General features: G+C 71.5%; 26 protein-coding genes. 7 read left to right on the top strand and 19 right to left on the bottom strand.

Going from position 1 to position 24,394, the window contains the following annotated elements; genetic code table 11:
- Positions 1–45: 45 nt before the first annotated feature.
- The 3 genes from QBL25_RS32380 to QBL25_RS32370 all read right to left on the bottom strand — a co-directional run bounded on the left by QBL25_RS32380 (position 46) and on the right by QBL25_RS32370 (position 2,483).
- Entirely contained in the window at positions 46–678 is a 633-nt protein-coding gene (locus QBL25_RS32380; RefSeq protein ID WP_409062847.1) for an MBL fold metallo-hydrolase, read from the bottom strand.
- A gap of 56 nt (positions 679–734) precedes the next feature.
- The gene (pcaC, locus tag QBL25_RS32375; RefSeq protein ID WP_409060492.1) at positions 735–2,033 is read right to left on the bottom strand and encodes a 4-carboxymuconolactone decarboxylase; all 1,299 of its coding nucleotides are present in this window, start codon (positions 2,031–2,033) and stop codon (positions 735–737) included.
- A 249-nt stretch (positions 2,034–2,282) separates the two neighbouring features.
- Complete coding sequence (locus tag QBL25_RS32370) at positions 2,283–2,483, bottom strand: DUF6243 family protein (protein WP_409060491.1); 201 nt, start codon at positions 2,481–2,483, stop codon at positions 2,283–2,285.
- Positions 2,484–2,781: 298 nt separating this feature from the next.
- On the opposite strand from QBL25_RS32370, the gene QBL25_RS32365 reads away from it, so the two are divergent.
- Positions 2,782–3,732 (top strand): ornithine cyclodeaminase family protein, encoded by a 951-nt coding sequence (locus QBL25_RS32365; RefSeq protein ID WP_409060490.1) that lies wholly within the window; start codon positions 2,782–2,784, stop codon positions 3,730–3,732.
- A gap of 4 nt (positions 3,733–3,736) precedes the next feature.
- Here the strand turns inward: QBL25_RS32365 and QBL25_RS32360 are convergent, their stop codons facing one another.
- The 8 genes from QBL25_RS32360 to QBL25_RS32325 form a co-directional block, all read right to left on the bottom strand.
- On the bottom strand, positions 3,737–5,068 hold the full coding sequence (locus tag QBL25_RS32360) for a sulfite oxidase (RefSeq protein ID WP_409060489.1): 1,332 nt from the start codon (positions 5,066–5,068) through the stop codon (positions 3,737–3,739).
- Between the two features lie 53 nt (positions 5,069–5,121).
- On the bottom strand, positions 5,122–5,742 hold the full coding sequence (locus QBL25_RS32355) for a sugar kinase (RefSeq protein ID WP_409060488.1): 621 nt from the start codon (positions 5,740–5,742) through the stop codon (positions 5,122–5,124).
- A gap of 3 nt (positions 5,743–5,745) precedes the next feature.
- Positions 5,746–6,903: an ROK family glucokinase gene (locus QBL25_RS32350; protein WP_160508012.1), complete on the bottom strand. Its 1,158-nt coding sequence runs from the start codon at positions 6,901–6,903 to the stop codon at positions 5,746–5,748.
- 228 nt (positions 6,904–7,131) lie between these two features.
- Positions 7,132–7,953 (bottom strand): ATP-binding cassette domain-containing protein, encoded by an 822-nt coding sequence (locus QBL25_RS32345; protein WP_409060487.1) that lies wholly within the window; start codon positions 7,951–7,953, stop codon positions 7,132–7,134.
- Positions 7,950–9,011: an ABC transporter permease gene (locus tag QBL25_RS32340; RefSeq protein WP_409060486.1), complete on the bottom strand. Its 1,062-nt coding sequence runs from the start codon at positions 9,009–9,011 to the stop codon at positions 7,950–7,952. The genes QBL25_RS32345 and QBL25_RS32340 overlap by 4 nt, the downstream gene beginning before the upstream one ends.
- Complete coding sequence (locus QBL25_RS32335; RefSeq protein WP_409060485.1) at positions 9,008–10,021, bottom strand: sugar ABC transporter substrate-binding protein; 1,014 nt, start codon at positions 10,019–10,021, stop codon at positions 9,008–9,010. The genes QBL25_RS32340 and QBL25_RS32335 overlap by 4 nt, the downstream gene beginning before the upstream one ends.
- A gap of 95 nt (positions 10,022–10,116) precedes the next feature.
- Positions 10,117–11,109 carry a sugar ABC transporter substrate-binding protein gene (locus QBL25_RS32330; protein ID WP_409060484.1) on the bottom strand — a complete coding sequence of 331 codons (993 nt, stop codon included), beginning with the start codon at positions 11,107–11,109 and terminating at the stop codon, positions 10,117–10,119.
- Positions 11,110–11,420: 311 nt separating this feature from the next.
- Positions 11,421–11,594 carry a CsbD family protein gene (locus QBL25_RS32325; protein WP_409060483.1) on the bottom strand — a complete coding sequence of 58 codons (174 nt, stop codon included), beginning with the start codon at positions 11,592–11,594 and terminating at the stop codon, positions 11,421–11,423.
- 200 nt (positions 11,595–11,794) lie between these two features.
- On the opposite strand from QBL25_RS32325, the gene QBL25_RS32320 reads away from it, so the two are divergent.
- A complete protein-coding gene (locus QBL25_RS32320; RefSeq protein ID WP_409060482.1) occupies positions 11,795–12,352 on the top strand; it encodes a Dps family protein in 558 nt (185 codons plus the stop codon).
- A 79-nt stretch (positions 12,353–12,431) separates the two neighbouring features.
- On the opposite strand, the gene QBL25_RS32315 is transcribed toward QBL25_RS32320, so the two are convergent.
- Positions 12,432–13,181 (bottom strand): GntR family transcriptional regulator, encoded by a 750-nt coding sequence (locus tag QBL25_RS32315; RefSeq protein WP_409062846.1) that lies wholly within the window; start codon positions 13,179–13,181, stop codon positions 12,432–12,434.
- 127 nt (positions 13,182–13,308) lie between these two features.
- Between QBL25_RS32315 and QBL25_RS32310 the strand changes: the two genes are divergently transcribed.
- Complete coding sequence (locus QBL25_RS32310; RefSeq protein ID WP_409060481.1) at positions 13,309–14,328, top strand: Gfo/Idh/MocA family oxidoreductase; 1,020 nt, start codon at positions 13,309–13,311, stop codon at positions 14,326–14,328.
- A 3-nt stretch (positions 14,329–14,331) separates the two neighbouring features.
- Here QBL25_RS32310 and QBL25_RS32305 read toward each other — a convergent pair whose 3' ends face one another.
- Positions 14,332–15,003, bottom strand: coding sequence for a response regulator (locus tag QBL25_RS32305; protein ID WP_409060480.1), 672 nt, complete (start codon positions 15,001–15,003; stop codon positions 14,332–14,334).
- Positions 15,004–15,236: 233 nt separating this feature from the next.
- On the opposite strand from QBL25_RS32305, the gene QBL25_RS32300 reads away from it, so the two are divergent.
- Positions 15,237–16,010 (top strand): thioesterase II family protein, encoded by a 774-nt coding sequence (locus tag QBL25_RS32300; protein ID WP_409060479.1) that lies wholly within the window; start codon positions 15,237–15,239, stop codon positions 16,008–16,010.
- Here the strand turns inward: QBL25_RS32300 and QBL25_RS32295 are convergent.
- Positions 15,981–17,321, bottom strand: a complete 1,341-nt coding sequence (locus QBL25_RS32295) for a sensor histidine kinase (RefSeq protein ID WP_409060478.1) — start codon at positions 17,319–17,321, stop codon at positions 15,981–15,983. The genes QBL25_RS32300 and QBL25_RS32295 overlap by 30 nt on opposite strands.
- Positions 17,322–17,471: 150 nt before the next feature.
- Here QBL25_RS32295 and QBL25_RS32290 point away from each other — a divergent pair, with 150 nt between their 5' ends.
- Complete coding sequence (locus QBL25_RS32290; protein WP_409060477.1) at positions 17,472–17,678, top strand: hypothetical protein; 207 nt, start codon at positions 17,472–17,474, stop codon at positions 17,676–17,678.
- Between the two features lie 22 nt (positions 17,679–17,700).
- On the opposite strand, the gene QBL25_RS32285 is transcribed toward QBL25_RS32290, so the two are convergent.
- From QBL25_RS32285 to QBL25_RS32275, 3 genes are all read right to left on the bottom strand, one after another.
- Positions 17,701–18,120: a ribonuclease domain-containing protein gene (locus tag QBL25_RS32285; protein ID WP_409060476.1), complete on the bottom strand. Its 420-nt coding sequence runs from the start codon at positions 18,118–18,120 to the stop codon at positions 17,701–17,703.
- A 91-nt stretch (positions 18,121–18,211) separates the two neighbouring features.
- Positions 18,212–18,604, bottom strand: coding sequence for a hypothetical protein (locus tag QBL25_RS32280; protein WP_409060475.1), 393 nt, complete (start codon positions 18,602–18,604; stop codon positions 18,212–18,214).
- Positions 18,605–18,636: 32 nt separating this feature from the next.
- On the bottom strand, positions 18,637–19,551 hold the full coding sequence (locus QBL25_RS32275; RefSeq protein WP_409060474.1) for a DMT family transporter: 915 nt from the start codon (positions 19,549–19,551) through the stop codon (positions 18,637–18,639).
- 278 nt (positions 19,552–19,829) lie between these two features.
- Between QBL25_RS32275 and QBL25_RS32270 the strand changes: the two genes are divergently transcribed.
- On the top strand, positions 19,830–20,570 hold the full coding sequence (locus QBL25_RS32270; RefSeq protein ID WP_409060473.1) for an SDR family NAD(P)-dependent oxidoreductase: 741 nt from the start codon (positions 19,830–19,832) through the stop codon (positions 20,568–20,570).
- Between the two features lie 83 nt (positions 20,571–20,653).
- Here QBL25_RS32270 and alc read toward each other — a convergent pair whose 3' ends face one another.
- Both alc and allB read right to left on the bottom strand, forming a co-directional pair.
- Positions 20,654–21,769: an allantoicase gene (alc, locus tag QBL25_RS32265; RefSeq protein WP_409060472.1), complete on the bottom strand. Its 1,116-nt coding sequence runs from the start codon at positions 21,767–21,769 to the stop codon at positions 20,654–20,656.
- 5 nt (positions 21,770–21,774) lie between these two features.
- The gene (gene allB, locus QBL25_RS32260; protein ID WP_409060471.1) at positions 21,775–23,109 is read right to left on the bottom strand and encodes an allantoinase AllB; all 1,335 of its coding nucleotides are present in this window, start codon (positions 23,107–23,109) and stop codon (positions 21,775–21,777) included.
- A 443-nt stretch (positions 23,110–23,552) separates the two neighbouring features.
- Between allB and QBL25_RS32255 the strand changes: the two genes are divergently transcribed.
- Positions 23,553–24,368 (top strand): IclR family transcriptional regulator, encoded by an 816-nt coding sequence (locus QBL25_RS32255; RefSeq protein WP_409060470.1) that lies wholly within the window; start codon positions 23,553–23,555, stop codon positions 24,366–24,368.
- Positions 24,369–24,394: the final 26 nt, after the last annotated feature.

The following is a 24,394-nucleotide window of genomic DNA, read 5'->3' as shown; positions in this document are numbered from 1 at the left end:
GCTTCACAACCTACCGGGCGCCACTGACAGTCCCGGGCCGGGCGGTCACAGCTCGGCGGACTCCCCCGGCGTGAGCCGCAGGTGCTCGGCGCCGCCGAGCGACCCGATCTGCGTGTCGTAGATCGGCCGGGCCAGGTCCGTGAGCAGGGCGTCGTGGATGTCGTAGGCGCGCTGGGGCTTGACCTCGCGCACGTAGTCGATGACCTCGGAGATCTTGCTCCAGGGCGCCATCACCGGCAGCATCAGCGTGTCCACCGGCTGCTCGGGGACGGTCAGCGCGTCGCCCGGATGGAAGACCGAACCGTCCACCAGGAAGCCGACGTTGGTGATGCGCGGGATGTCGGGGTGGATCACGGCGTGCAGCTCGCCGTGCACCTGGACGGCGAACCCGGCGGCCTCGAAGGTGTCGCCGTGCCCCACGGTGTGCACCCGGCCGGGGAAGGCCGCCGAGATCTTCTCGGCGACCGAGCGCAGGGTCCAGATCTCGGCGGCGGGGTTCGCGTCGAGGCCCGCGCGCAGCCGGTCCTCGTTGAAGTGGTCCGGGTGCTCGTGCGTGACGAGGATCGCGTCGGCGCCGAGCGCCGCGTCCTCCTCGCTGAAGGTGCCGGGGTCGATGACGAGACTCCGGCCGTCCCGCTCCAGGCGGACACAGGCGTGCGTCTTCTTCGTGAGCTTGATGCGCTTCGCGGCAGTCGTCATGACCCCATCCTGCTACGCCCCGCCGCCGGGACGTGTCACTCCTGGGGCGTGGTCTCCTCGCGGATCACGGCCTGGGCGACCTTGAAGGCGGAGTTCGCCGCGGGCACGCCGCAGTAGACGGCCGCCTGGAGCAGCACTTCCTTGATCTCCTGCGGGGTGAGGCCGTTGCGCAGGGCGGCGCGGGTGTGGAAGGCCAGCTCGTCGAGGTGGCCACCGGCGACGAGCGCGGTGAGGGTGACGCAGCTGCGGGAGCGGCGGTCCAGGCCGGGCCGGTTCCAGACCTCGCCCCACGCGTAGCGCGTGATGAGCTCCTGGAAGTCCGTGGAGAAGTCGTCGGCGGCGGCGAGCGCCCGGTCGACGTGCGCGTCGCCGAGCACCTCGCGGCGGACCTTGATGCCCGCCTCGTACGGGTCGGGGCGTCCGCCGTCCACGGCCTCGGGCTGCTCCATGGGCCCGATCTCGGCGACCGGGGAGACCGGCACCGAGGGCGCGAGCACCGGCTTGACCGGCGGTGCGCTGATCGCCGCGTGCGTGCCCGTGGCGTCGGGCGCGAGCTGCCAGGCGGTGGAGAAGTGGCGTACGAGGAGGTCGGTGACGGCGGCGGGCTGCTCGACCGGGGCGAGGTGGGAGGCGCCCGGCACGACGGCGAGGCGGGAGTCCGGGATGCCGGCGACGAGGGTGCGGGCCTCGCCCTGCCCGGTGACCTGGTCCTCCGAGCCGACGAGGACGAGGGTGGGCACTCCGATGCGTCCCAGCTCGGCGCGCACGTCGAAGGCGGCGAGGGCCTCGCAGGCGGCGATGTAGCAGCCCGGGTCGGTCGTACGCACCATCTGTACGGCCCAGTCGGTGATCGCGGGCTGCGCGGCGGCGAAGCCGGGCGTGAACCAGCGCTCGGGGGACGTGCGCGCGATGGGGTCGAGGCCGTTGCTCCGCACGATCACGCCGCGCTGGCGGAACTCGTCGGCGCTGCCGAAGCGGGGCGAGGCGGATATCAGCGCCAGGGAGGCGACGCGCTGCGGGTGGCGCAGGGCCAGCTCGGCACCGATCGCGCCGCCGAACGCACAGCCCGCGTAGCCGAAGCGCTGCACGCCGACCTCGTCGAGGGTGGCGAGGAGCCGCCGGGCTATCTCGGCGACGGAGCCGGCCGGGTGGGCAGGGGCGCCTCCGTGTCCGGGCATGTCGAAGCGGAACACGCGCCACTGCTTGACCAGCTCGGGCACCTGCCGGTCCCACATGTGCCAGGTGGTACCGAGCGAGGGCCCGAGGATCAGCACGGGGGCGTCTTCGGGGCCGTCGAAGCGGTACTGGAGGGCAGGGGTATTCGTCTCGCTCACCGCTCTACGCTAACGGTCGGAGCTGACGCACGAGTAAGAGGGTGCCAAAGCCTTCACAGGAACGCCTGCTGTGGCCGGGTTTTCCCGTGGTCACGGCCGTCCCCGTGGGTGCCTCGGGAACGGCGGCAGGGCCCGCCGCGTCGCGCGGTCGGGCCCTGCTCCATGTTCCGTGATCGGTATCGCGTGATCCGCGTCCCGTGATCCGTATCCCGTGTGCTGCCGGTGCCGCCGCCTCGCGGCGGCGGTGGGTCAGCTCTGAGTGGTGTCGTCGCCCGACTGCTCGGTGCCGGCCACCTTCTCGCGCATCTTGCGCACCAGCTCCGCCTTCTGGTCGGCGGCGCCCTGGCGGTCGAGGTTGCGGTGGGGGCCGTTGTTCTGCCGCTCGGCGCGGGACAGCTTCTTGCGCTTGCCGCCGCCCATGCCCACGGGGTTGTTGATGTTCTTGCTCACGGGTTCTCCCGGAATGGTGTGAAGTGATCTACGGATTCATCGGTGGGGTACGGGCGCGGCGACGTCGCGGGACGTCAGCAGGGGCCCGTCACGCTCTCACTCGTAAATCAGCGTCTGGAAGAACATGGGCAAGACGTTACCCGGTCCCGTCGGCCCCGCACACCACGTTTTCGCCGTTCCGCCGCCGGGGCGGGCGCGGGTTCACCTCGCGCCGGACGTTCACGTCCGGTGTTCCGGGGGAGGTTCCACAGGGACGATCATGAAACGACGCCCGCCACCACGAGAGGGAACCAGGCACATGACGACGACCGGCATCAACGAGCCCCCGCCCTACATCGACGCCGAGGAGATGGCCCGGCTCGTCCCGATGGCCGCGGCGATCGACGCGGTGGAAGCGGTCCTCGAGGCGGGCCTGGACCCCGAGAAGGAGCCTGTGCGCTCAGTGGTGGACGTCCCCGGCGGCCAGCTTCTCCTGATGCCGTCGTCCACGAGGTCGTACACCGGAGTGAAGATCGCCACGGTCACCCCGGAGAACGGAGCCCGGGGCCTGCCCCGCGTCCAAGGCCTGTACCTCCTCCTGGACGGCACGACCCACACGCCGCTGGCCCTCCTGGACGGCATCGCCCTGACGTCCCTGCGGACCCCCGCGGTGTCGGGCGCAGCGATCCGACACCTGGCGGACCCGGACACACGCCGCCTCCTGGTCTTCGGCACGGGCCCGCAGGCCTGGGGCCACGTGGAGGCGGTCCGCGCGGTACGCCCGACGCTGACCCACGTGGACGTGGTGGCACGTGACCCCGGGCGGGTGGCGGCCTTCGTCGACCGGTGCCGTGCGGCGGGCCTGTCGGCGGCGCCCGCGACTCCGGCCGACGTCGCGACCGCGGACGTGGTCTGCTGCTGCACGACGGCCCGCGAACCGCTCTTCGACAGCGCCCTGCTCCCGTCCCACGCGACGGTCGCGGCGGTGGGCTCCCACGAACCGGATGCACGCGAGGTGGACGAGGAACTCCTGCGCCGCGGCCTGGTGGTGGCGGAATCCCACGAGGTGGCCCGCCGGGAATGCGGAGACATCATCCTGGCCACGGCCGCGGGAGCCTTCGACATGGACCGGCTGCACACCCTGCCCGAGCTGACCCGAGGCGAGGCGAGGCCCCCCGAGGCCCACCCCCGCCTCTTCAAGTCGGCGGGAATGGCCTGGGAAGACCTGGCGGTGGCCGCGGCCGTCCATGAACGGCTGCTGGCCGCCTAGGAGTTCACACCACGTTCACGGCATGACGGACCACTGCGTCGAACAGATAGCCCTGGGTGTTGTGTGGGGTTGTCTGCGGTTGGGTTTGGCCCGTGGTGTCCGTGGCTCGGGCCAGGAGGGTGGTGGGGCCCGGGGTCCTGGGGTGCCAGGGGGTGGTCCAGCGGGTCCAACTGCCGCGCCGCGGTGTGTCCTTGAGGTGGGCCTTGTGCCAGGTCCCGCCTCCGTCCGTGCTGATCTCCACCCGGGTGATCGCGCCCTTCGCCGACCAGGAGCGGCCCGTCAGGTGGCTCGTCCTGCCTGCCGGGACGGGGGCGTTCCAGGGGAGTTCGAAGGCGGACTTCAGTGTCTGGTGGGTCAGCGGGGCGCTGCCCTCCGGTGGGTGGCCCTCGCCGAAGAGGCGGTAGAACTGCGTGTTCCAGGGAGAGTAGAGCGGGGTCGACGAGACCTCGATGTCGCCCACCCACTTGATCGAGGCGATGCCCACCCACGCCGGGACCAGGACCCGCACCGGGAAGCCGTGGTCCTCGGGGAGCGGGGCGCCGTTCATCTCGTACGCCAGGAGCACGTCGTCCAGCGCCTTGGAGAGCGGCAGCGGGCGGCGGACCCTGCCCAGGTTCGTGCCGTCGTCGGTGACGTACTCCGCGTCCAGGCCGCGCGGCATCACGTCCACCGCGTGGCGCGAAACGCCTGCCCGGCGCAGGACTTCGGAGAGGCGTACGCCGCGCCAGCGCGCGTTGCCGATCGCGCCCAGGGTCCAGGCGGTGCCGGACGCCGGCTGCCCCTGCTGGGTCGTGAAGAAGCTTCTGCCGTTGCCCGCGCACTCGACGAAGGCGGTGCGGGACGTCGACGGGAGGCGCTTGAGGTCGGCGAGGGTGAACTCCCTTGCCCCGCCGCCCTCCAGGCCGTCGCCCCAGATCTTCAGGCGCCACGTCTTCGCGTCCAGGCGCGGTGTCGCCGTGTGGTTGCGCACGAAGAAGTGGGAGGCGGGGGTGTGGAAGCCCGTCTCCGCCAGCGCCTCGAACTTCGTCTCCGCGTTCGTGCCGCGGATCGTGAAGCGGTCCGCGGGGAGCGGTTTCACGATCCCGGGGCCCTTGGGCGCGTCGGCGGGGACCGTGCCGCCGGCCGCCACGGGGCTCGCCGCCGCCGTAGCCGCCGCCGTAGCCGCCGTCGCCGTCGGTGCCGCGAGACCGGTGACCGCTCCGGCCGCCGCCAGCAGCCGCAGCATGTCCCTGCGGGCCACGCCGTCCGCCCGCGCCTCCCCCGCGAGCCACTGGGCGCGCCGGCGTCTGTCGTACTCCTCTTCGGATGACCCGTGGGACGTCTCTTTGGAGATCATGCGCGTCATCGTACGAGCCGCCCCTTGGGCAACCCACCGATGAAACACGCCAGTTACGGGGTTGTCGTAGACACTACATAGACCATCGGGTGACCCGGGTTGGCGCGGTTCACCACCACGTCGAGCGTCGGCACCGGGTCCTTCTGCACATGGGTGAGGCCGAGCCAGGGGCCCGGGTCCGTGAACTCCCAGCCGACCACCTTGCGGTCGCGCTTGCTGATGGTGATGTCGTTCTTCTTCAGCTCGTCGGTGCTCGTGCCGACCTGCTCGAGGAACTTGTCCAGGCCCTTGTTGCTCGTGAGGAACTGGGCGTACAGACGGCTGGTGCGCCAGTTGTTCGTCTCGTAGTAGGCGACCTCCCTGGAGTAATGGGGGATCGGCACGTCGTAGAGACGGCGCTGCACCTTGGAGGGCCAGCCCGCGGTGAGGCCGGTCGCGGAGTACTTGGCCTCCTTGTCGCGGCCGCTGTTGCGGCTCTGGTTCGCGGAGATCACCAGATAGCCGGCCGGTACACCGATCAGGAGCACGATGATCGTGGCCGTAAGCCAGCGGCGGCGGATCATGTGGCGGCGGTCCTCGCGGGGGCCCTCGCCTCCGTCGGCGGAATCCGGGGACCCCGGTGAGCCCGGGGCGTCCGAGGAGTCCGGGGAGGAAGGCTGGCGCGGCACGGTCATCACTTACTGGGTTCCCTGAGAGGTGCGGTCGTTGGTCCGGCGCGCTTCCACGTAGCGCTCGTAGCGTTCGTGGCGCTCGACGCGGCGGCGGTTGGCCCGCCGGAAGCGGCGGGCCACCAGGCGTGCCAGGTCGGCGGCGCCCACCATGCCCGCCTCGGGGCCCAGCTGGGCACGGGCGATACGGGCCTCGGGGCGGTAGCCGCGCCCCGTCAGCTGGCGGCGGAAGGCGTCGCGGGCCGGGCCGATCAGCAGGTCGTCGGCGGCCGAGACACCGCCGCCGATCACGAAGCAGGACGGGTCGAGGGCCGCCGCGAGGTTCGCGATGCCGACGCCGAGCCACTGGCCGATGTCCTGGAGCAGCTCCACGCACATCGCGTCGCCGTCGCGGGCCAGCTCGGTGATCAGCGGTCCCGTGATGTCGGGGATGTTGCCCTTGACCCGCTCGATGATCCCGTACGCGACCGGGGAGTCGGCTGCGGCGAGCTCGCGGGCCTCCCTGACCAGCGCGTTTCCGGAGCTGTACTGCTCCCAGCAGCCGCGGTTGCCGCACGGGCAGCGGTGGCCGCCGGGAACGACCTGCATATGGCCGAACTCGCCGGCCACGCCGAACTTGCCGCGCTTGACCTGGCCGTCCTCCAGGATCGCGCCGCCGATGCCGGTACCGAGCGTGATCATGACCAGGTGGTCCTCGCCGCGGGCCGCGCCGAAGCGCCACTCCGCCCACGCGGCGGTGTTCGCGTCGTTGTCGACGAGCACGGGGACCGCGAGGCGGCCCGAGATGCGGTCGCGCAGGGGTTCGTTGCGCCAGGACAGGTGCGGGGCGAACAGGACGCGGTTGCGGTCCGCGTCGACCCAGCCCGCCGCGCCGATGCCCACCGCGTGCACGTCGTGCCGGTCGGAGAGGTCGAGGACCAGCTCGACGATGGTGTCCTCGACGACCTTGGGGCTCTTGGACTTGTCCGGGGTCTCCGTACGGAGGGTCTCCAGGATGTTCCCGTCGGCGTCGACGACTCCCGCCATCACCTTCGTGCCGCCGATGTCGATGCCGACGGTGGGCACACGGGGTGCCGTCAGATGTGATCGGCGCTCACGCGTGCCCACGGTCCGCAGGACGGTGGCTCGGGCGGAGCCGCGGTGCGCGAGGTCGCGGTAGGTGCTCATTGCGGCGATTCTGCCTCACTCTCGCGGGGGCGCGCACGACGGACCCGGGGTGCCCCCGGAGCCCGGGGGTGCGCCCCGCCACTCGGGGTGCCCCCGCCAGGGGCGCGGGGAACTGCGCGAGCGACCACAGAAATGCCGCAGTCGCGTCTGCCGGGTGACCGAGCAGACGCGACTGCGGCTTGTTCGTGGCTTGTCGCGCAGTTCCCCGCGCCCCTGGCGGGGCTTTGGTCAGCGCTTCTCCAGTTCGTGACGCAAGTCGTCCAGTTCCGAGCCGCCCGCCATCTGGCGGGTCAGTTCGTCCAGGGTGACCTCGTCGCGCGCGTAGCTGCCGAACATCGTGCCGCGCTTGAGGAGGACGAAGCGGTTGCCGACCAGGTACGCGTGGTGCGGGTTGTGGGTGATCAAGACCACTCCGAGGCCCGCGTCCCGCGCCGCCGCGACGTACTTCAGGACGACGCCCGACTGCTTGACGCCCAGCGCCGCCGTCGGCTCGTCGAGGACCAGGACCTTGGCGCCGAAGTAGACGGCCCGCGCGATCGCCACGCACTGGCGCTCGCCGCCCGAGAGGGTGCCGATGGGCTGGTCGACGTCGCGCAGGTCGATGCCCATGCGGAGCAGCTCCGCGCGGGTCGTCTCGCGCATGAGGTCGACGTCCAGGCGCTTGAAGGGGCCCACGCCCTTCGTCGGCTCGGAGCCGAGGAAGAAGTTGCGCCAGACCGGCATCAGCGGGACCACGGCGAGGTCCTGGTAGACCGTGGCGATGCCGCGGTCCAGTGCCTCGCGCGGCGAGCCCAGCTTCGCGTCCTCGCCGTCGATGCGGAACTCTCCCGCGTCGTGCCGGTGCAGCCCCGCGATGATCTTGATGAGGGTCGACTTGCCCGCGCCGTTGTCGCCGAGGACGCAGGAGATCTCACCCGCGTGGACCTCCAGGGTGACCCCTTCGAGGGCGCGGATGTTGCCGTAGTACTTGCTGACGTCGTCGAGCTCGACGAGCGGGGTCCGGTCGGGACCCGGCACGGCGTCGGCGACGGCGGTGGATTCGGTGCTCACTTCGTCGCCTCCGCGCGCTTGCGGACCCAGTGGTTGAGCAGGGTCGCCAGGAGCAGCATCACTCCGAGGAAGAACTTGAACCAGTCGGGGTTCCACTCGGCGAACACGATGCCCTTGCTGACCATGCCGAAGATCAGCGCGCCCACGGCCGCGCCGACCGCCGAGCCGTATCCGCCGGTGATCAGACAGCCGCCGATGACGGCCGCGATGATGTAGATCAGTTCGTTGCCGACACCCTCGCCCGACTGGACGACGTCGTACGAGAAGAGCAGGTGCTGGCCCGAGATCCAGGCGCCGAAGGCGACGCCCATGTAGAGGCCGATCTTGGTCGCGGCGACCGGGACGCCGACCGCGCGGGCCGCGTCCTCGCCGCCGCCGACCGCGAAGATCCAGTTGCCGACGCGGGTGCGGAGCAGGATCCAGGTGGCGACCGCGATCAGGCCGAGCCACCAGAGGATCGTGATCTTGAAGTCGACGCCGCCGATGGTGATCGTCGAGGCGAAGACGTCCTTGGCGGAGGTGAAGCCCTCCATGTCGGAGATCGACTTCGTCGAGACCGTGCCGCTGATCAGCTTGGTGAAGCCGAGGTTCATGCCGGTCAGCATCAGGAACGTGCCGAGCGTGATGATGAAGCTGGGCGGGTCGGTGCGCGTCAGCATCACGCCGTTGAAGACGCCGATCGCGAGCGTGACCAGGAGCGAGACGAGCACGCCGACCCAGACGTTCGCCGTCATCTGGTAGCTGAACATCGACGAGATCAGCGCGGAGGACGTCACCATGACGCCCGCCGACAGGTCGAACTCGCCGCCGATCATCAACAGCGCCACCGGCACCGCCATGATGCCGAGCGTCGATGCCGCGTAGAGCACCGTGGCGAGGCTGCTGGCCTGGAGGAAGCTGTCGGCGGCGACCGCGAAGAAGATGAAGACGGCGATGGCGCCGACGACGGAGCCGAGCTCCGGGCGACCCATCAGTTTCTTCAGCGGCGACGCCTTCAGGAGGCGCTCGTCGGTCTTGGTGTCCGGCGAAGGCGCCGGCGCGGGTGCGGTCGCTGTCATCGCGTCCCTCGCTTCGCGTATTCCTCCAGCTTGGCGGCCTGGTCCTTGGTGATGATCTGCGGGCCGGTGAGCACCGGCTTGCCGCCGCCGAGCACGTCGTCGTTGTACTTGTAGAGCCAGAGCAGGTCCACGGCCTCGTAACCCTGGAGGTAGGGCTGCTGGTCGACGGCGAAGCCGAGCGTGCCGTCCTTCAGGCCGGCCGCCACCTTCTCGTTCAGGTCGAAGGTGTCGACCTCGGCCTTGCTCCCGGCGCTGTCGGCGGCCTTCACCGCGGTGTCCGCGAAGGGCGCGCCCAGCGTGACGACCGAGTCGATGGACTTGTCGGACTGGAGCCTGGCCTCGATGGAGGACTGCACGTCGGGCATGTTCGTGCCGGTCACGTACAGGTTCTGCATCTTGCCGTCGAAGGTCTTGTCGGCGCCCTCGCAGCGCTGCTCGTGCCCGACGTTGCCCTGCTCGTGCAGGATGCAGAGCGCCTTCTTCTTGCCGCGCTTGTTGAGCTCCTCGCCGACGGCCTCGCCCGCGATCGTCTCGTCCTGGCCGATGTGGGTGAGCGCGCCGAACTCCTTGGACTCCGCGGAGCCGGAGTTCACGGTGATCACCGGGATGCCGGCCTTCTTCGCGCGGGCCAGGGCGCCCTTCATCGCGTCGGGCTTGGCGAGGCTGACGATGATGCCGTCGACCTTCTTGTCGATGTACGAGTCCACCAGCTGGGCCTGCTGCTGGGCCTCGGCGTTGTGGGAGTACAGGAACTTGATGTTGTCCTTGCGGGCCGCCTCTTCGGCGCCCTCTTGGACAATGTCCCAGAACGTGTCGCCGTCACCCGAGTGGGTCACCATGCCGAACGTCCACCGCGGCGTGCTCACCGCGGCCTTGCCCTGTGCCGTCGCCGCCTTTCGCGCGTCCTCGGCCCGCTTGCCGCCGGTGCTGCTGCACCCCGCGAGGGATACCCCGAGCACCGCGACCAGCACGGCGCCCACCGCACGTACCCCTGTCTGAACCCTTGCCACGACGCCGTGCCCTTCTAGCTCTGCTCCTCGGTGAGGCCGGTCCGGATGCCCGGCCCCGGCCGCCCAAGTATCGGTCACGCGGATCACGCATGTGTTCATCGGGTACCGCGGGCGGTGTACTTCTCCAGCTTCGGCACGTCCTTCTCGGTGACGATCGCGGGGCCGGTGAGGACGGGCTTGCCGCCGCCGAGGACGTTCGCGTTGGTCTTGTGGAGCCACAGCTCGTCGATGGCGAGGTAGCCCTGGAGGTAGGGCTGCTGGTCGACGGCGAAGCCGACCTCCTTGGCCTTGAGGCGCTTGACGACCTCGGCGTTCAGGTCGAAGGTGGCGACCTCCGCCTTGCTCCCGGAGTCCTCCTTGGCCTTCACCGAGAGGGCGGCGATGGGCGCGCCGAGGGTGACGACCGCGTCGATGTCCTTGGTCGCCTGGAGTTTCGCACTGATGGAGGACTGGGCGCCGGGCGCGTTGGTCCCCTCGACGTTCAGGTTCTCGACCGAGCCCTTGAGGGTCTTCTTGACGCCCGCGCAGCGCTGCTCCAGGGAGACGTTGCCCTGTTCGTGGATGACGCAGAGCACCTTCTTCTTGCCGCGCTCGCTCAGCTCGTCGCCGACGGCCTCGCCCGCCACGGACTCGTCCTGGCCGATATGGCTCAGGGCGCCGAACTCGGCGGAGAACTCACCGCCTGAGTTGATCGTGACGACCGGTATCCCGGCGGCCTCGGCCTTGCCGAGGACCGTCTTCATCGCCTCGGGCTTGGCCAGGGTCACGACGATCCCGTCGACCTTCTTGTCGATCGCCGACTGGACGAGCTCGGCCTGCCCCTTGGCTTCCTTGTCGTTGGAGTAGAGGAACTCGACGTTATCCTTGCGGGCCGCCTGCTTGGCGCCGCTCTGGACGATGTCCCAGAAGGTGTCGCCCTCGCCGGAGTGCGTGACCATCGCGATCTTGAGGCGGGGCGTGTTCACGCCCTTGCCGCCTCCCCCGCCGTCGCCCGACTTGTCCTCGTCGTCCTTGCCGCCGGAGCTGCTGCACCCCGCCGTGAGCGCGATCGCCGCTATGAGAGCTGCTGCCGTGCGGGCTGTACGCATGGTGGGACCACCTCTTCTCCCGGCCGCCCGAATGCGGCTGGGGGAGTTCTAGCGGCGGCCGTGAGGCAGCGTCAATGGCTTTGTCAGAACATTCTGACGACCGTTGGCGAGTTGGTATCTGCGGCGGTGTACGAGTCGGTGCCCGGGGCGGTGTCCGAGTCGATGCCTGCGTGGGCGTCCGAGTCGATGCCTGCGTCGGCGTCCGAGTCGGTGCCCGGGGTGGGCCCTCCGAGGGGGCCGCAACGCCGTCGGGGCGGCCCCGAGAACGGGGCCGCCCCAACAGTGGCGCAGGCGATCGGTGCCGTGACCGATCAGCGCTTGCCGATGTCCTTGGTCTTCTCCTTCGCCTGCCGGGCGTCGCCCTTCTTCTGCTCGGCGTGGCCCTCGGCGGTGAGGCGTTCGTTGCCCACGGCGCGTCCGGCGGCCTTCTTCGCCGCTCCGGTGGCCTGCTCGGTCTTGGCCTTGGCCTTCTCGTTGGCGCTCATTCCGCTCACGCTCCCTGGCATCGACATCTTGTGCTGCCCTCCAGGTGACCGCTCGCCGGCCCGGCAAACATCCCCGAGGCGATCAAAACAAATCGGTCCATACGGTCGCCTTTCTCCGCCGGGTCCGCATGACCGGAGCCGAACGGGGCACCAGAAGGCCGCAACCCCATACGGGACATAACGCGACAGGAGGCACGACCTTGACTTCCGAGTCCACCCCCAAGTACACCGTTCCCGGCATCACGGTGCAGGACGCCGGCACCGTCATCGAGCTGCTCCAGCAGCGGCTGCACGCGCTCAACGACCTCCACCTGACGCTGAAGCACGTGCACTGGAACGTGGTCGGCCCGCACTTCATCGCCGTGCACCAGATGCTCGACCCGCAGGTCGACCGGGTCCGCGACCTGGCCGACGACGCGGCCGAGCGCCTCGCCGCCCTGGGCGGCGTCGCCCACGGCACCCCGGGCGCCCTGGTCAAGGAGCGCACCTGGGAGGACTACAGCGTGGGCCGCGCCGACGCCATCGCCCACCTCGGCGCCCTCGACCTCGTCTACACCGGCGTCATCCAGGACGTGCGCGCGGCCATCAAGACGGTGGGGCCCATCGACCCCGCCACCGAGGATCTGCTGATCGAGCAGCTGCGGGCGCTCGAGCAGTTCCAGTGGTTCGTACGGGCCCACCTGGAGACCGCGGGCGGCACGCTCAGCACGGCGGGTGCCACCACCGAGGCCGAGGCGGCGAAGTCCGCGGGCAAGTGACCCGCCGCACGGCGGAGCCGGGACGTCCGCGGCTCCGCCGGGTCGGCCCCGCTCACCGGACCACTCCGGGGAACCGGCCTCAAGGCCGTACGAGGAGCTGGAACTCGAAGGAGTAGCGCGAGGCCCGGTAGACGTGCGAGCCGAACTCGACCGCGCGGCCGGTGTCGTCGAAGGTCGTGCGCTGCATCGTGAGCAGCGGGGCCCCCGCGGGCTCGCCCAGCCGCTCGCCCTCCTCGGGGGTGGCCGCACGGGCGCCCACGGACTGGCGGGCGCTGTGCAGGGTGATGCCCGCGGCCCGCATCAGGCGGTAGAGCCCGGTGGCCTCCAGCCGTGCGCCGTCGAGGTCGAGGAGCCCGGGCGGGATGTGGTTGCGGAGCCGGGCCATGGGCTCGCCGTGGGCCAGGCGCAGCCGCTCGACCAGATGGACCTCGTCCCCCTCCTTGACGCCGAGCGCGGCGGCGACCTCCGCGGACGCGGGCTCGACGATGTTGCGCAGGACGCGGGTCTCGGGGCGCTGGCCCGCGGCTTCCAGGTCGTCGTAGAGGCTGCTGAGTTCGAGCGGGCGCTTGACCTGGCTGTGCACGACCTGGGTGCCGATGCCCCTGCGGCGCACGAGCAGCCCTTTGTCGACGAGCGACTGGATGGCCTGGCGGACGGTCGGCCGGGACAGGCCGAGGCGGTGCGCGAGCTCGATCTCGTTGCCGAGCAGGGTGCCCGGTGTGAGGGCGCCGCGCTCGATCGCCGCCTCCAGCTGCTGGGACAGCTGGAAGTACAGCGGGACCGGGCTGCTGCGGTCGACGCCGAGCTGGAGCGAGACGATCGGGTCCACGGCTGGTTTGTCGGCTGATGTGGGCACGGGGCGAGCGTAGTCGCAGGGAATGATGACGGGAAGTTCTGAAGTTCTGTTGTCCGGACAAAGGATTGACAGGATCGCGGCGCGTGGCGAGGGTGGGTCCATGCGCATCGGACTGATCGGAACGGGTCGTATCGGCACATTTCACTCAGCGGCCCTCCAGCGGCATCCCGAGGTGGATTCGCTGGTCGTCGCGGACGCCGACGCCGGGCGTGCGGCGGGGCTCGCGGCGCGGATCGGCGTCGCGTCGGCGTCCTCGGTGGACGACGTGTTCACGGGGAGCGGGCGGTCCGGTGCGGTGGACGCGGTGGTGATCACCGCGGCGACCTCCGCGCACGCCGAGCTGATCGGCAAGGCGGCGCGCGCCGGTCTGCCGGTCTTCTGCGAGAAGCCCGTCGCCCTCGACCTGCCCGGCACGCTCGCCGCGCTCAGGGAGGTCGAGGCCGCAGGCACGGTGCTCCAGCTCGGCTTCCAGCGCCGGTTCGACGCGGGGTACGTGGCGGCGCGCGAGACCGTGCGGTCGGGGCGGCTCGGGCGGCTGCACACGGTCCGGGCGATGACGTCGGACCCGGCGCCGCCGCCGGCCGCCTACCTCCCGCTCTCCGGCGGGCTCTACCGCGACTGTCTGGTCCACGACTTCGACATGCTGCGGTGGGTGACGGGCCGTGAGGTGACGGAGGTGTACGCGACCGGGTCGGACGCCGGGCCCTCGATGTTCCGTGACGCGGGCGACGTCGACACGGCGGCGGCGGTCCTCACCCTCGACGACGGCACGCTCGCCACGGCGACGGCCACGCGGGTCAACGGCGCGGGCTATGACGTACGGATGGAGCTGGCCGGGGAGGACGACCAGATCGCGGTCGGCTTCGACGACCGCACGCCCCTGACCTCCGTGGAGCCGGCGGGCCCGCCGTCGCCCGGCAAGCCGTGGCCCGGCTTCCTGGAGCGGTTCACCCCCGCGTACGAGGCGGAGCTGGCGGCGTTCGTGGACGTCGTCCGCGGCGAGCGGGCCAACCCCTGCGACGGCCGGGAGGCCCTGGAGGCACTGCGGATCGCCGAGGCGTGCGAACTGTCCCGGCGGGAACGGCGTTTGGTGCCGGTGGCGGAAATCGCCGGGGCCTGACCCCTACTCCACCCCGTCCAGCAACCCCGCGTCATGTACCAGCAGCGCGATCTGCACGCGGTTGTTGAGGTCCAGCTTCGTCAGGACGCGGGACACGTGGGCCTTGACGGTGGCCACGCTCAGGTAGAGCTCGGCCGCGATGTCCGCGTTCGACGCGCCCCGGCCGACCGCGACCGCGACCTCCCGTTCCCGCTCCCCCAGCAGCGCGAGCCGCGCCAACGCCCGCTCTCGGCGGCCCTGTTGGGGGTCCACCTCGGTCACCTGCGTGATCAGCTGCTGCGTCACCGTGGGGGAGAGCACCGGCTCCCCCGCGGCGACCGCCCGTACCGCCGCGACGATCTCGGCGGGCGGGGTGTCCTTGAGGACGAACCCGGCCGCCCCGGCCCGCAGGGCCCGCAGGACCTGTTCGTCGGCGTGGAAGGTCGTCAGGACGATGACCTCGGGGGCGTCGGGCCGCTTGCGGAGGGCCTCCGTCGCCGCGAGGCCGTCCATCGTGGGCATGCGGATGTCCATCAGGACGACGTCGGGACGCAGTTCGCCGACCAGCGGGGCCACCTGGGAGCCGTCCGCCGCCTCGCCCACGATCTCGATGTCGTCCGCGCCGCCCATCATGAAGGACAGACCGGCGCGGACCAGCGGATCGTCGTCGACGAGAAGCACGCGGATCGGGTTCATGGGGCCACAGTAACGAGATCTCCGGACCTCCGGTCGCGCCCGCCCGGCAGGGCACTCCCGGGCCCGGCGGGGCAGGGCCAGACTTCCGGTCAACTGCCGTTCCGGTCATGGGCACTTGAGCCCGGGGAGCACCCCGATACGATGCGCCGGGGCGGTGTCGGCGCGGGCCTGCACGTCCGATCGTCGTGAACGGCAAGCGGGGGTGTCCCGCCGAACGGAAGGGGGGGTGCGCCGTGAGCGGTGGACCGAAAAGCGACCGGAGCGGTGCGGATTCCTGGATACGGCGCTTCAGACCGGCGGCGGACGCACCGTGCCGCCTGGTCTGCTTTCCGCACGCGGGCGGTTCGGCCAGCGCCTTCCACGGTCTCACGCAGCTCCTCGCCCCCGGCATCGACGTCCTTTCGGTGCAGTACCCGGGCCGCCAGGACCGCGTCGCGGAGCCGCCCCTGGAGAGCATCGCCGCCCTCGCCGACGGGGCGTACCAGGCGCTGCGGCCGTGGACCGGCAAGCCCCTTGCGCTCTTCGGCCACAGCATGGGCGCGGTCGTGGCCTACGAGGTGGCCCTGCGGCTCGCGTCCGACGGCACCGCCCCCCTGGCCCTCTTCCCCTCGGCGCGCCGGGCCCCCTCGCTGCACCGCGAGATGAGGGTGCACCTGCGGGACGACGAGGGCCTGCTCCGGCAGGTGGCGAGCCTGGCGGGCACCGACGGCCGGCTCCTGGCCGACCCCGGCCTGCGCCAGCTGATCCTGCCGGTGCTCCGTGCCGACTACCGGGCCGTGGAGACCTACCGGCACACCGACGGCAAGCGCCTGGACTGCCCGGTGTTCGCGCTGGCCGGCGCCGACGACCCGATGGCCCCGCCCGAGGAGGTCCGGGTCTGGGGCGAACACACCACCCGGGAGTTCGACGTGCGGGTCTTCCCCGGCGGTCACTTCTACCTCAACGACGAGACGGACGCCGTGGCCGCCCTGCTCCGCTCACAGATCGGCGCCGCGAGCCGGGGATGAGTCCCACGGCAGCCAGGCGTCGACGCGGAAGCCGCCGTCGTCCGCGGCCCCGTGCTCGATGCGGCCGCCCGCCAGCGTGGCCCGTTCCGTGAGGCCGATCAGGCCCTGCCCGGAGCCGGGGACCTTCGGCACGTCGCCGGGCGGCGGCGGGTTGCGCACCGACAGGGTGAGGCCCTCGCCCGGGGCGCCGGACACCAGGACGGTGACCTCGGCGCCGGGGGCGTGCTTGCGGGCGTTGGTCAGGCCTTCCTGGGCGATGCGGTAGGCGGTGCGGCCGACGGCGGCGGGCACGGCGGCCGGTTCGGTGACGCGGTGGTCCAGTGCGACCTTCATGCCCGCGTCGCGCGACTCGGCGACCAGCGTCTCCAGGGCGGCGAGGGTGGGCTGCGGCCGGCCGGAGGCGTCGCCGTCACCGCCGCCGCGCAGGACCCCGATCACCTCGCGCAGGTCCTGAAGCGCCTCGTGCGCGCTCTCGCGGATGACGCCCGCGGCGCGGGCGATCTCCTGCCGGGGCGCGTCCGGGCGGAACTCCAGGGCGCCCGCGTGCACGCTGAGCAGGGTGAGGCGGTGGGCGAGCACGTCGTGCATCTCGCGGGCGATGGACTCGCGGGCCAGGCGCTGGGCCTGCTCGGCGCGGAGCGTGGCCTCGTTCTCGGCGCGGATCGCGCGGTCGCGCAGGCTCAGCAGGAGCTGGCGGCGCGAGCGCACGAACATGCCCCAGCCGATGACGGTGGCGTTGATCAGCACCCCGAGGAGAGCCGCGACCAGGAAGGGCAGGTCGGCGTCGGGCCGCAGCCAGTAGATGACCGGCATCAGGCAGATCGAGGCTCCGCCGATCCAGCCCACGTACCGGAAGGGCCGGTGCACCGCGAGCGTGAACAGGGCCACGGCGGCCGCGCCGCCCGCGGTGTCGGAGACCACGCTGACCAGCACCATGGCGATGGCCAGGCCGACCGGCCAGCGCCTGCGCAGCCAGACGGCGGCGCAGGCGAGCGCGCCGATGATCTGGTCGGCCTCCGCGAAGCCGGGCGAGACGTTCGGGTTGTCGCCGACGGCGTCCGCGCCCAGCAGGCCGATGCCGACGGCCACGAAGAAGCAGGCGAAGTCGACCAGCCAGTCGCGCACGGTCCGCCGGGGCCTGCGCCCGCTCCGGCCGGCACGCGCCCCGTGGTCCGGGTCGATCTCGGCGGCGACGGCCGAGGGCAGCGCCCAGGGGCGCCTGGCCAGGGGCGCCGAAGGTGCCGAGGACCCGGGGCCCGCCGAGGGCACGGAGGGAACAGCCGGAGTCTCATTGCCGCTCATGGTCGACAAATCTACGCACTGCCGGGGCCGCCGGGCGCGGTCCGGGCACGATCCCCTACCAAAGTCACGCGGGCGGAGACTTTCGGCGGGGCCCGAGAGGAAGAGGCCTCGCCCCGTGGCCGATGTGCGTGGGGGGTCCGCGGGGCGAGGCTCTTCGGCATGAAGCGGGTACTTGAGGTCTTCGGCGTCCTTCTCCTGATCCAGGGCGTGGCCGCCCTGGTGCACGGGCTCACCGGCGGTCTGCGCGGCTGGGGCCTCGTGCGGCGGATCGGCTTCCTCGACGGTTACGAGGTCTACGCGGGCGTCACGCTGATCGTGCTGGCGCTCGCGCTGTTCGCCGTCGCGGAGAGCCGGAAGGGGCGCTGACCGGTACCCGCCCGGTCCGGGCTCAGCAGGTGTGGTCGACCAGGTCGAAGGACGCATAGTGGTCGGCGGTGTAGTAGTCCTCCTTGGTCTCCTCACCGGTCACGATGCGCCGCGCGCCGCGGTCCGGCGAGCCCGGGGTGACCACGGTGTACTCGTGGTAGTAGCCGGAGCCCTGGGAGGGCAGGACGCCTTCCCTGTTCTGGAAGACGGTGCCGTCCTGCGGGTACGGGTAGGGGCCGCCCGCCTCGATCAGGTCCAGGGTGTCGTGCGCCTGGGCGGGCAGCGCGGAGTAGCAGATGTCGCCGACGGCGGTGACGGAGTACGCCGCCGACACGGGGGCGTGGTGGTCCGGGACCGCGCTCGCGGAGGCGGCGACGGGACCGCCGACGAGCAGGGCGGCGGCCAGGGCGGTGACGCTCACGATTCGTGGGGGGATTCGCATGCGACCAGTGTGACGCGCGTAGAGGTTGTGCTGTCAACGTCAAGTGCGGTGAATTTTCCGGGAGTTAACCGAGTGACCCGGTCCGCTGCCGTCAGCTCTCGCGGGCCGCGTCCTGGGCGGCGATGCGGTGCTCCGCCATGTACTCCCGCATCCGCAGGCTGGTGGACCCGCTGGTGTAGAGCACCGCGCCGCCCACCGAGAGCGGCACGGAGAGGCCGAGCCAGCCGAGCATCTCGGGCCACCGGCGCTGTGCGCGGCAGTCGTCCCAGGTGGCTTCCGCCCAGGTCGGGTCCTCACCCTCGTAGAACACCATCGACTGGCACTCCCGGCCGTCGGAGTACTCGTCGTCCCCGTCGCCGAACGGCATCAGGAGCTGGTAGGCCAGCACGCACCAGATGAGGCAGGACACGCCGAGCAGCGCGCCGCCCCAGGCACGCCGCCGCTGGGCGCTCGTGGCGAATTCCTGCTCGAAGTACGCGTTCATGTGCTCCCCCGGTGGATCGACCACGGAAGGTATCACCGCACGCCGCGGCCCCAGCTGGTCCCCACCAGCACCAGCACACCTCCCACCAGACCCACCGCTCCCAGCCGTTCCCCGCCCAGCGCGATCCCCACCGCCGCCGCCCACAGCGGCTCCGTGCCGAGCAGCAGGCTCACCCGCGAGGGGGAGGTCCTGCGGACCGCCCATATCTGCACGAAGAAGGCGAAGAGCGTGCAGAACACCGAGAGGAAGACGAGGCCGGCCCACTCGCGCGCCCCGAAGTCCGCCGCGACGGACCACGGCGACGCCCCCGCGCCCGCGGCGGCGAGCACCGCGAAGACGCCGACGGCGGTGCCCAGTTGGACGGTGGTGAGCGCGAGCGCGTGGGTGTCGCCGGTGCCCCGGAGCGCCTTGAGGCGGGACATCGCGAGGACGTGCGCGGTGCGGGCGAGCGCCGCGAGCAGGATCAGGCCGTCGCCTGCCGAGGGCCGCGTGAAGCCGCCGCCCTGGGTCAGCAGGACCACGCCGAGCACGGAGAGCCCGGCCGCCGCGAGGAAGGCGCGCGGCGGCCTCTCGCGGGTCACCGCGGCCTCGGCGAGCGGGGTGAAGATCATGGTGAGGCTGATGATGAGACCCGCGTTGGTCGCCGAGGTGCGCACGACGCCGTATGTCTCCAGGAGGAAGATCCCGCTCAGGATCAGGCCGAGCACCGTCGCCCCGCGCCACTGCGGCGCGGTCAGGGCGCGCAGGCCACGCCGGCCGGCCACCACGAGCGCGGGCAGCACGACGGCGAACCGCAGCACCAGGACCGCGACGACCGTGTGGGTGGTCGTGATGCCCTTCGCGGCGAGATAGCTGGCGCCCCAGACCATGGCCACGAGCAGGACGGGCAGATCGGTGAGCCAGGCGCGGCGCGCTGCGGGCGCGGCGGGAGCGGCGAGCGTCGACACGGGGCGCGGTCTCCAACGGATGCGGGGGTGTGGAGACTTCGGCGGCTCTCACGTGGTCGGTCGATCACCGTATCCGGCAAAGATCGCGCCGGGAAGAGAGCGGCACCGGGGATCGGCCCCGGAAAGCGGCGAAGAGCGGCGGAGAACGGCCCCCGAGAGCGGCGTCCATTTCCCGCCAGCCCCGGCGTCGGCCACTCGCTTTCATTGAACCCGCAAGCACTTCTCGCGCATGACGTGACATAACCACCCGGCAACACACGCGAATGGGGTTCAGGACCATGTCTTCTCTGACCGGCAAGACCGCTCTCGTCACCGGCGGCAGCCGCGGCATCGGTGCGGCGATCGCCCTGCGGCTCGCCCGGGAGGGAGCCGACGTCGCGATCACGTACGTCACGCGGGAGGCGGCCGCGCTGGACGTCGTCGCCCAGATCGAGTCGGCGGGGCGGCGCGGGTTCGCCATCAGGGCGGACGCGGCGGACCCCGGTGACGCGGCGGGCGCGGTGGAGCGCGCGGCGGACGATCTGGGCCGTCTGGACATCCTGGTGAACAACGCGGGCATCGGCGTCCTCGGCCCCGTCGGGGACCTGACGCTCGCCGACGTCGACCGCGTGCTCGACATCAACGTGCGGTCGGTCTTCCTGGCCTCACAGGCCGCCGCCGGGCGCCTGGCCGACGGAGGCCGCATCATCTCCACCGGAACGGCGCTCACCCGGTACGCGGGCGCGGGCGGCAGCACGCTGTACGCCATGAGCAAGGCGGCGCTGGCCGGCATGACCAGGCCCCTGGCACGGGAGCTCGCCGGGCGCGGGATCACCGTGAACGTGGTCCACCCGGGCGCGGTCGACACGGACATGAACCCGGCCGACGGGCCGTTCGCCGAGCCGCAGAAGGCGGCGAACGCGCTGGCCCGCTTCGGCACGGCCGACGAGGTGGCCTCGCTCGTCGCCCATCTCGCCGGTGAGGAGGCCGCGTTCATCACCGGCTCGGAACTGGTGGTCGACGGCGGGCACTCCGCGTGAGCACGCGGGCATGGTGATGAGGCGCACCGGGGCTGTCCACCCGGTGCGCCCCACGTTCTTCAGGGAGCCTCAGCGGCTCCGGTTCAGCCGCCCAGCTCCTGGTGACGTGCCGTCAGGCGGCTCTGCCCCGCCTCGGTCAGCGAACCGAAGAGGTGCAGGCGGGAGATGCCGCCGTCCGGGAAGATGTCGATGCGCACGTGCGTGCCGACGACCGGGGCGTCCAGGACGAAGCGGTGGTTGGTGTCGGGCTGGAGGCGGGTGCGGGGCAGCGCCTCGACCCACTCGCCGCTCTCGCCGTCCCGGACCGAAAGGGCGGCCCAGCCGGCGGAGTTGCCCTTGAGGTAGGCCGTGTCGATCTCGACGGAGCGGATCTCGGACTGGGCCACCAGCTGGTAGCGGATCCAGTCGTTGCCGTTGTCGCGGCGGCGGCGGGTCTCCCAGCCGTCGTCCATCTTGCGGGAGCGGCCCGGCTGGATGGTGTTGGTGGCCGGGGAGTAGAAGCGGTCGGACGCGTCCTCGACCTGGCCGCCGTTCTCCAGGGCGACGACGTCGAACGTGCCGAGCGCCGCGAGCCACTTGGGGTCGGCGACGACCTCGCCGTACACCCGCAGGCGCGCGATGCCGCCGTCCGGGTGCTGGTTGACGCGCAGGTGCGTGAAGCGCTGCTCCAGGTCGACGGCGAAGCCGTTGGCCGCGTGGCCGCCGACCGCCGTGCGCGGTATGAGGGTCGTCCACTTCACGTCGTCCGCGAGGAGTTCCTCGGGGGTGGGCGAGCCGTCGATGCTAGTGCCCTGGACGGACACGGCCTGCGGGTAGTTGCCGCGGAAGTGGGCGGTGTCGATGACGATGCCGCGGACGACGCCGGGGGCGCCGAGGCGCACGAGCGCCCAGTCGTGGTCGTCGGCGGTGGGCCACGGGTGCTCGCCCGAGACGCCGCGGCGGCGGCGGGTCTCCCAGCCGTCCATGACCTTGCCCTTGTGGCCGAAGTGCTCCGGGTCGAAGACGGCCGGGTGCGCGAGGAGGAGGTTCTCGCGCATCGCGAAGAACTCGTCGTTGGCGGCGATCACACCGGCGCCGAGCTGCCGGTCGGCAAGGTTGGCGTACTGGGTGAAGGGGAAGTCCGCGGTGCGGTAGTCCGCGTAGGGGTCGCCGCCGCCGTAGGGGCTCGCGTCGCCGGTGAAAGTGGCTGTCGCCGTCACAGTGATCAGTTCTTCCTTTCCAGAAGTCGGCCTGCGGGTTCGCTGAACTCGCCGCCGTGCAGGATGCGTTCGCCGCGCAGCCAGGTGGACTTCACGACGCCGCTGAGGGTCTTGCCCGCGTACGCCGTGACCCGGTTCCTGTGCTGAAGCTCCGCGGGGTCCACGGTGAAGGTCTCGTCGGGCGCGAGGACCGCGAAGTCGGCGTCGCGGCCGGCCTCGATGGCGCCCTTCTGGTCGAGTCCGACCAGTTCGGAGGTGCGCGTGGACATCCAGCGCACCACGTCCTCAAGGCCGTGGCCGCGCTTGCGGGCCTCGGTCCAGATCGCGGGGAGGCTGAGCTGGAGCCCGGAGATGCCGCCCCACGCGGTCGCGAAGTCGTCGGTCTTGAGGTCGGCGGTGGACGGGGAGTGGTCCGTCACGATGCAGTCGATGGTGCCCTCGGCGAGCGCGTCCCAGAGCAGGTCCTGGTTGGCGGCCTCGCGGATGGGCGGGCAGCACTTGAACTCGCTGGCGCCGTCCGGTACTTCCTCCGCGGTGAGCGTGAGGTAGTGCGGGCAGGTCTCGACGGTGAGCTTGACGCCCTCGCGCTTGGCGGCGGCGATCAGCGGCAGCGCGTCGGAGGACGACAGGTGCAGGACGTGGACGCGGGCGCCGAGCCGCTTGGCGAGCCCGATGAGGCCCTCGATCGCGACGTCCTCGGAGACGCGCGGGCGGGTGTCCAGGTAGTCCGTGTACTTGGGGCCGCTCTTGTGCGGGGCCGCGTCCAGCTCGTGCGGGTCCTCGGCGTGCACGATGAGCAGCCCGCCGAAGCCGGCGATCTCCGCCATGGAGGTGGCGAGGCGGTCCTGGTCCAGGTGCGGGAACTCGTCCACGCCGGAGGGCGAGAGGAAGCACTTGAAGCCGTAGACACCCGCGTCGTGCAGGGGCTTGAGGTCGCCGACGTTGTCGGGCAGGGCGCCGCCCCAGAAGCCGACGTCGATGTGCGCCTTGGTGCGGGCGACGTCCTGCTTCACGCGCAGGTTGTCGACGGTGGTGGTCGGCGGCAGGGAGTTGAGCGGCATGTCGACGAGGGTGGTGATGCCGCCGGCGGCCGCGGCGCGGGTGGCGGTCCAGAAGCCCTCCCACTCCGTGCGGCCCGGGTCGTTGACATGGACGTGCGTGTCGACGAGGCCGGGCAGCAGGACGTCGTCGCCGAAGTCCTCGAGCCGGGCCCCCGCCGGTACGTCGGCGTCGTGGGCCAGCACGTCGACGATCTTCCCCCCACAGACCGTGACCGACGCGGGGCGGGTGCCCTGCGGGGTGATCACGCGAGTCGAGCGCAGCACCAGTTCTACGTCCACGTCCTCAACGCCCTCTCTTCGCTGTTGCTTGTCTGCTGTTCCGTCGCGTCGCCTGTGTGTCGGTCGTTCTTCTGGTTCTTCTGGTTGTTCTGTTCGTTCTTTTCCGCTACACAGACCATTCGTTTCCGCTAAACGGAATTCAACGTTCTGTTGAATGAGTCTTCACGTCCGACCCCGAGCCGTCAAGAGGTCACTTGGAGCGCTCTGGACGTTTCCACAAAGTGGAATTAGAATTCCGCAGGTCAGAACGTAGCTACCCACAACCGGTCCGTCGAACGATCACGAGGCGGCACGGCGGAGAAGCGGACAAAGGCTCCCCGACCGGTCCCTGACCGGCCGCTGACCGGCTCTGACCGGCCCTGACGCCGGGCCCGCGAAGGGACCCGGCGAGGAACCGCCCGGTAGGCTGCTGCCTTGCCCGTCAGCCCCGAAAGGACTGCGCCGTGCCGACGTCAAGCGCCAGCGACGCCTCCACCGAAGTCGCCGCCTCCAAGCCGCCCGCTGCCAGCGGTGGTGTCCAGTCCCTCGAGCGCGCCTTCGACCTCCTCGAACGCATGGCGGACGCCGGAGGCGAGGTCGGTCTGAGCGAGCTCTCCGCCAGCAGCGGCCTCCCGCTCCCCACGATCCACCGCCTGATGCGCACCCTGGTGGCCTGCGGTTATGTGCGCCAGCAGCCCAACCGCCGGTACTCCCTCGGCCCCCGTCTGATCCGCCTGGGCGAATCGGCCTCGCGCCTCCTCGGCACCTGGGCGCGCCCCTACCTCGCGCGCCTGGTCGAGGAGACCGGCGAGACCGCGAACATGGCGCTGCTCGACGGGGACGAGATCGTGTACGTCGCCCAGGTGCCGTCCAAGCACTCCATGCGGATGTTCACCGAGGTGGGCCGCCGGGTCCTGCCGCACTCCACGGGCGTCGGCAAGGCGCTCCTCGCGCACACCCCGCCGGACGAGGTGCGGGCCCTGCTCGCCCGTACCGGGATGCCCGCCGCCACGGAGAAGACGATCACCACGCCGGAGGGTTTCCTCGCCGCGCTGGAGGAGGTCCGCAGGGCGGGCTTCGCGGTCGACGACAACGAACAGGAGATCGGGGTGCGCTGCCTCGCGGTGTCCGTCCCCAACTCCCCCACGTCGGCGGCCATCTCGATCTCCGGCCCGGCGGGCCGCGTGACCGAGGCCGCGGTGGAGAAGATCGTGCCGGTGCTCCAGGAGGTGGCGGTGGAGCTGTCCGCCGCGCTGGCCAGCTCGGGTCCCGCGGCCTGACCCCCGCACGGCGCGTGCCGGTACGC

Origin of the sequence: Streptomyces sp. SYP-A7185, assembly GCF_046103685.1 — a bacterium.
Lineage (GTDB): Bacteria > Actinomycetota > Actinomycetes > Streptomycetales > Streptomycetaceae > Streptomyces.
Note: the sequence above shows the minus strand (reverse complement) of the source record. Positions and strands in the feature narration are given on the sequence as shown.

Excerpts from the sequence above, each read along its gene's own strand:
- QBL25_RS32365 (WP_409060490.1), top strand. The coding sequence starts at position 2,782 with ATGACGACGACCGGCATCAACGAGCCCCCGCCCTACATCGACGCCGAG.
- QBL25_RS32360 (WP_409060489.1), bottom strand. The coding sequence starts at position 5,068 with ATGATCTCCAAAGAGACGTCCCACGGGTCATCCGAAGAGGAGTACGAC.
- QBL25_RS32355 (WP_409060488.1), bottom strand. The coding sequence starts at position 5,742 with ATGACCGTGCCGCGCCAGCCTTCCTCCCCGGACTCCTCGGACGCCCCG.
- QBL25_RS32350 (WP_160508012.1), bottom strand. The coding sequence starts at position 6,903 with ATGAGCACCTACCGCGACCTCGCGCACCGCGGCTCCGCCCGAGCCACC.
- QBL25_RS32340 (WP_409060486.1), bottom strand. The coding sequence starts at position 9,011 with ATGACAGCGACCGCACCCGCGCCGGCGCCTTCGCCGGACACCAAGACC.
- QBL25_RS32330 (WP_409060484.1), bottom strand. The coding sequence starts at position 11,109 with ATGCGTACAGCCCGCACGGCAGCAGCTCTCATAGCGGCGATCGCGCTC.
- QBL25_RS32325 (WP_409060483.1), bottom strand. The coding sequence starts at position 11,594 with ATGAGCGCCAACGAGAAGGCCAAGGCCAAGACCGAGCAGGCCACCGGA.
- QBL25_RS32310 (WP_409060481.1), top strand. The coding sequence starts at position 13,309 with ATGCGCATCGGACTGATCGGAACGGGTCGTATCGGCACATTTCACTCA.
- QBL25_RS32305 (WP_409060480.1), bottom strand. The coding sequence starts at position 15,003 with ATGAACCCGATCCGCGTGCTTCTCGTCGACGACGATCCGCTGGTCCGC.
- QBL25_RS32290 (WP_409060477.1), top strand. The coding sequence starts at position 17,472 with ATGAAGCGGGTACTTGAGGTCTTCGGCGTCCTTCTCCTGATCCAGGGC.
- QBL25_RS32285 (WP_409060476.1), bottom strand. The coding sequence starts at position 18,120 with ATGCGAATCCCCCCACGAATCGTGAGCGTCACCGCCCTGGCCGCCGCC.
- QBL25_RS32280 (WP_409060475.1), bottom strand. The coding sequence starts at position 18,604 with ATGAACGCGTACTTCGAGCAGGAATTCGCCACGAGCGCCCAGCGGCGG.
- QBL25_RS32270 (WP_409060473.1), top strand. The coding sequence starts at position 19,830 with ATGTCTTCTCTGACCGGCAAGACCGCTCTCGTCACCGGCGGCAGCCGC.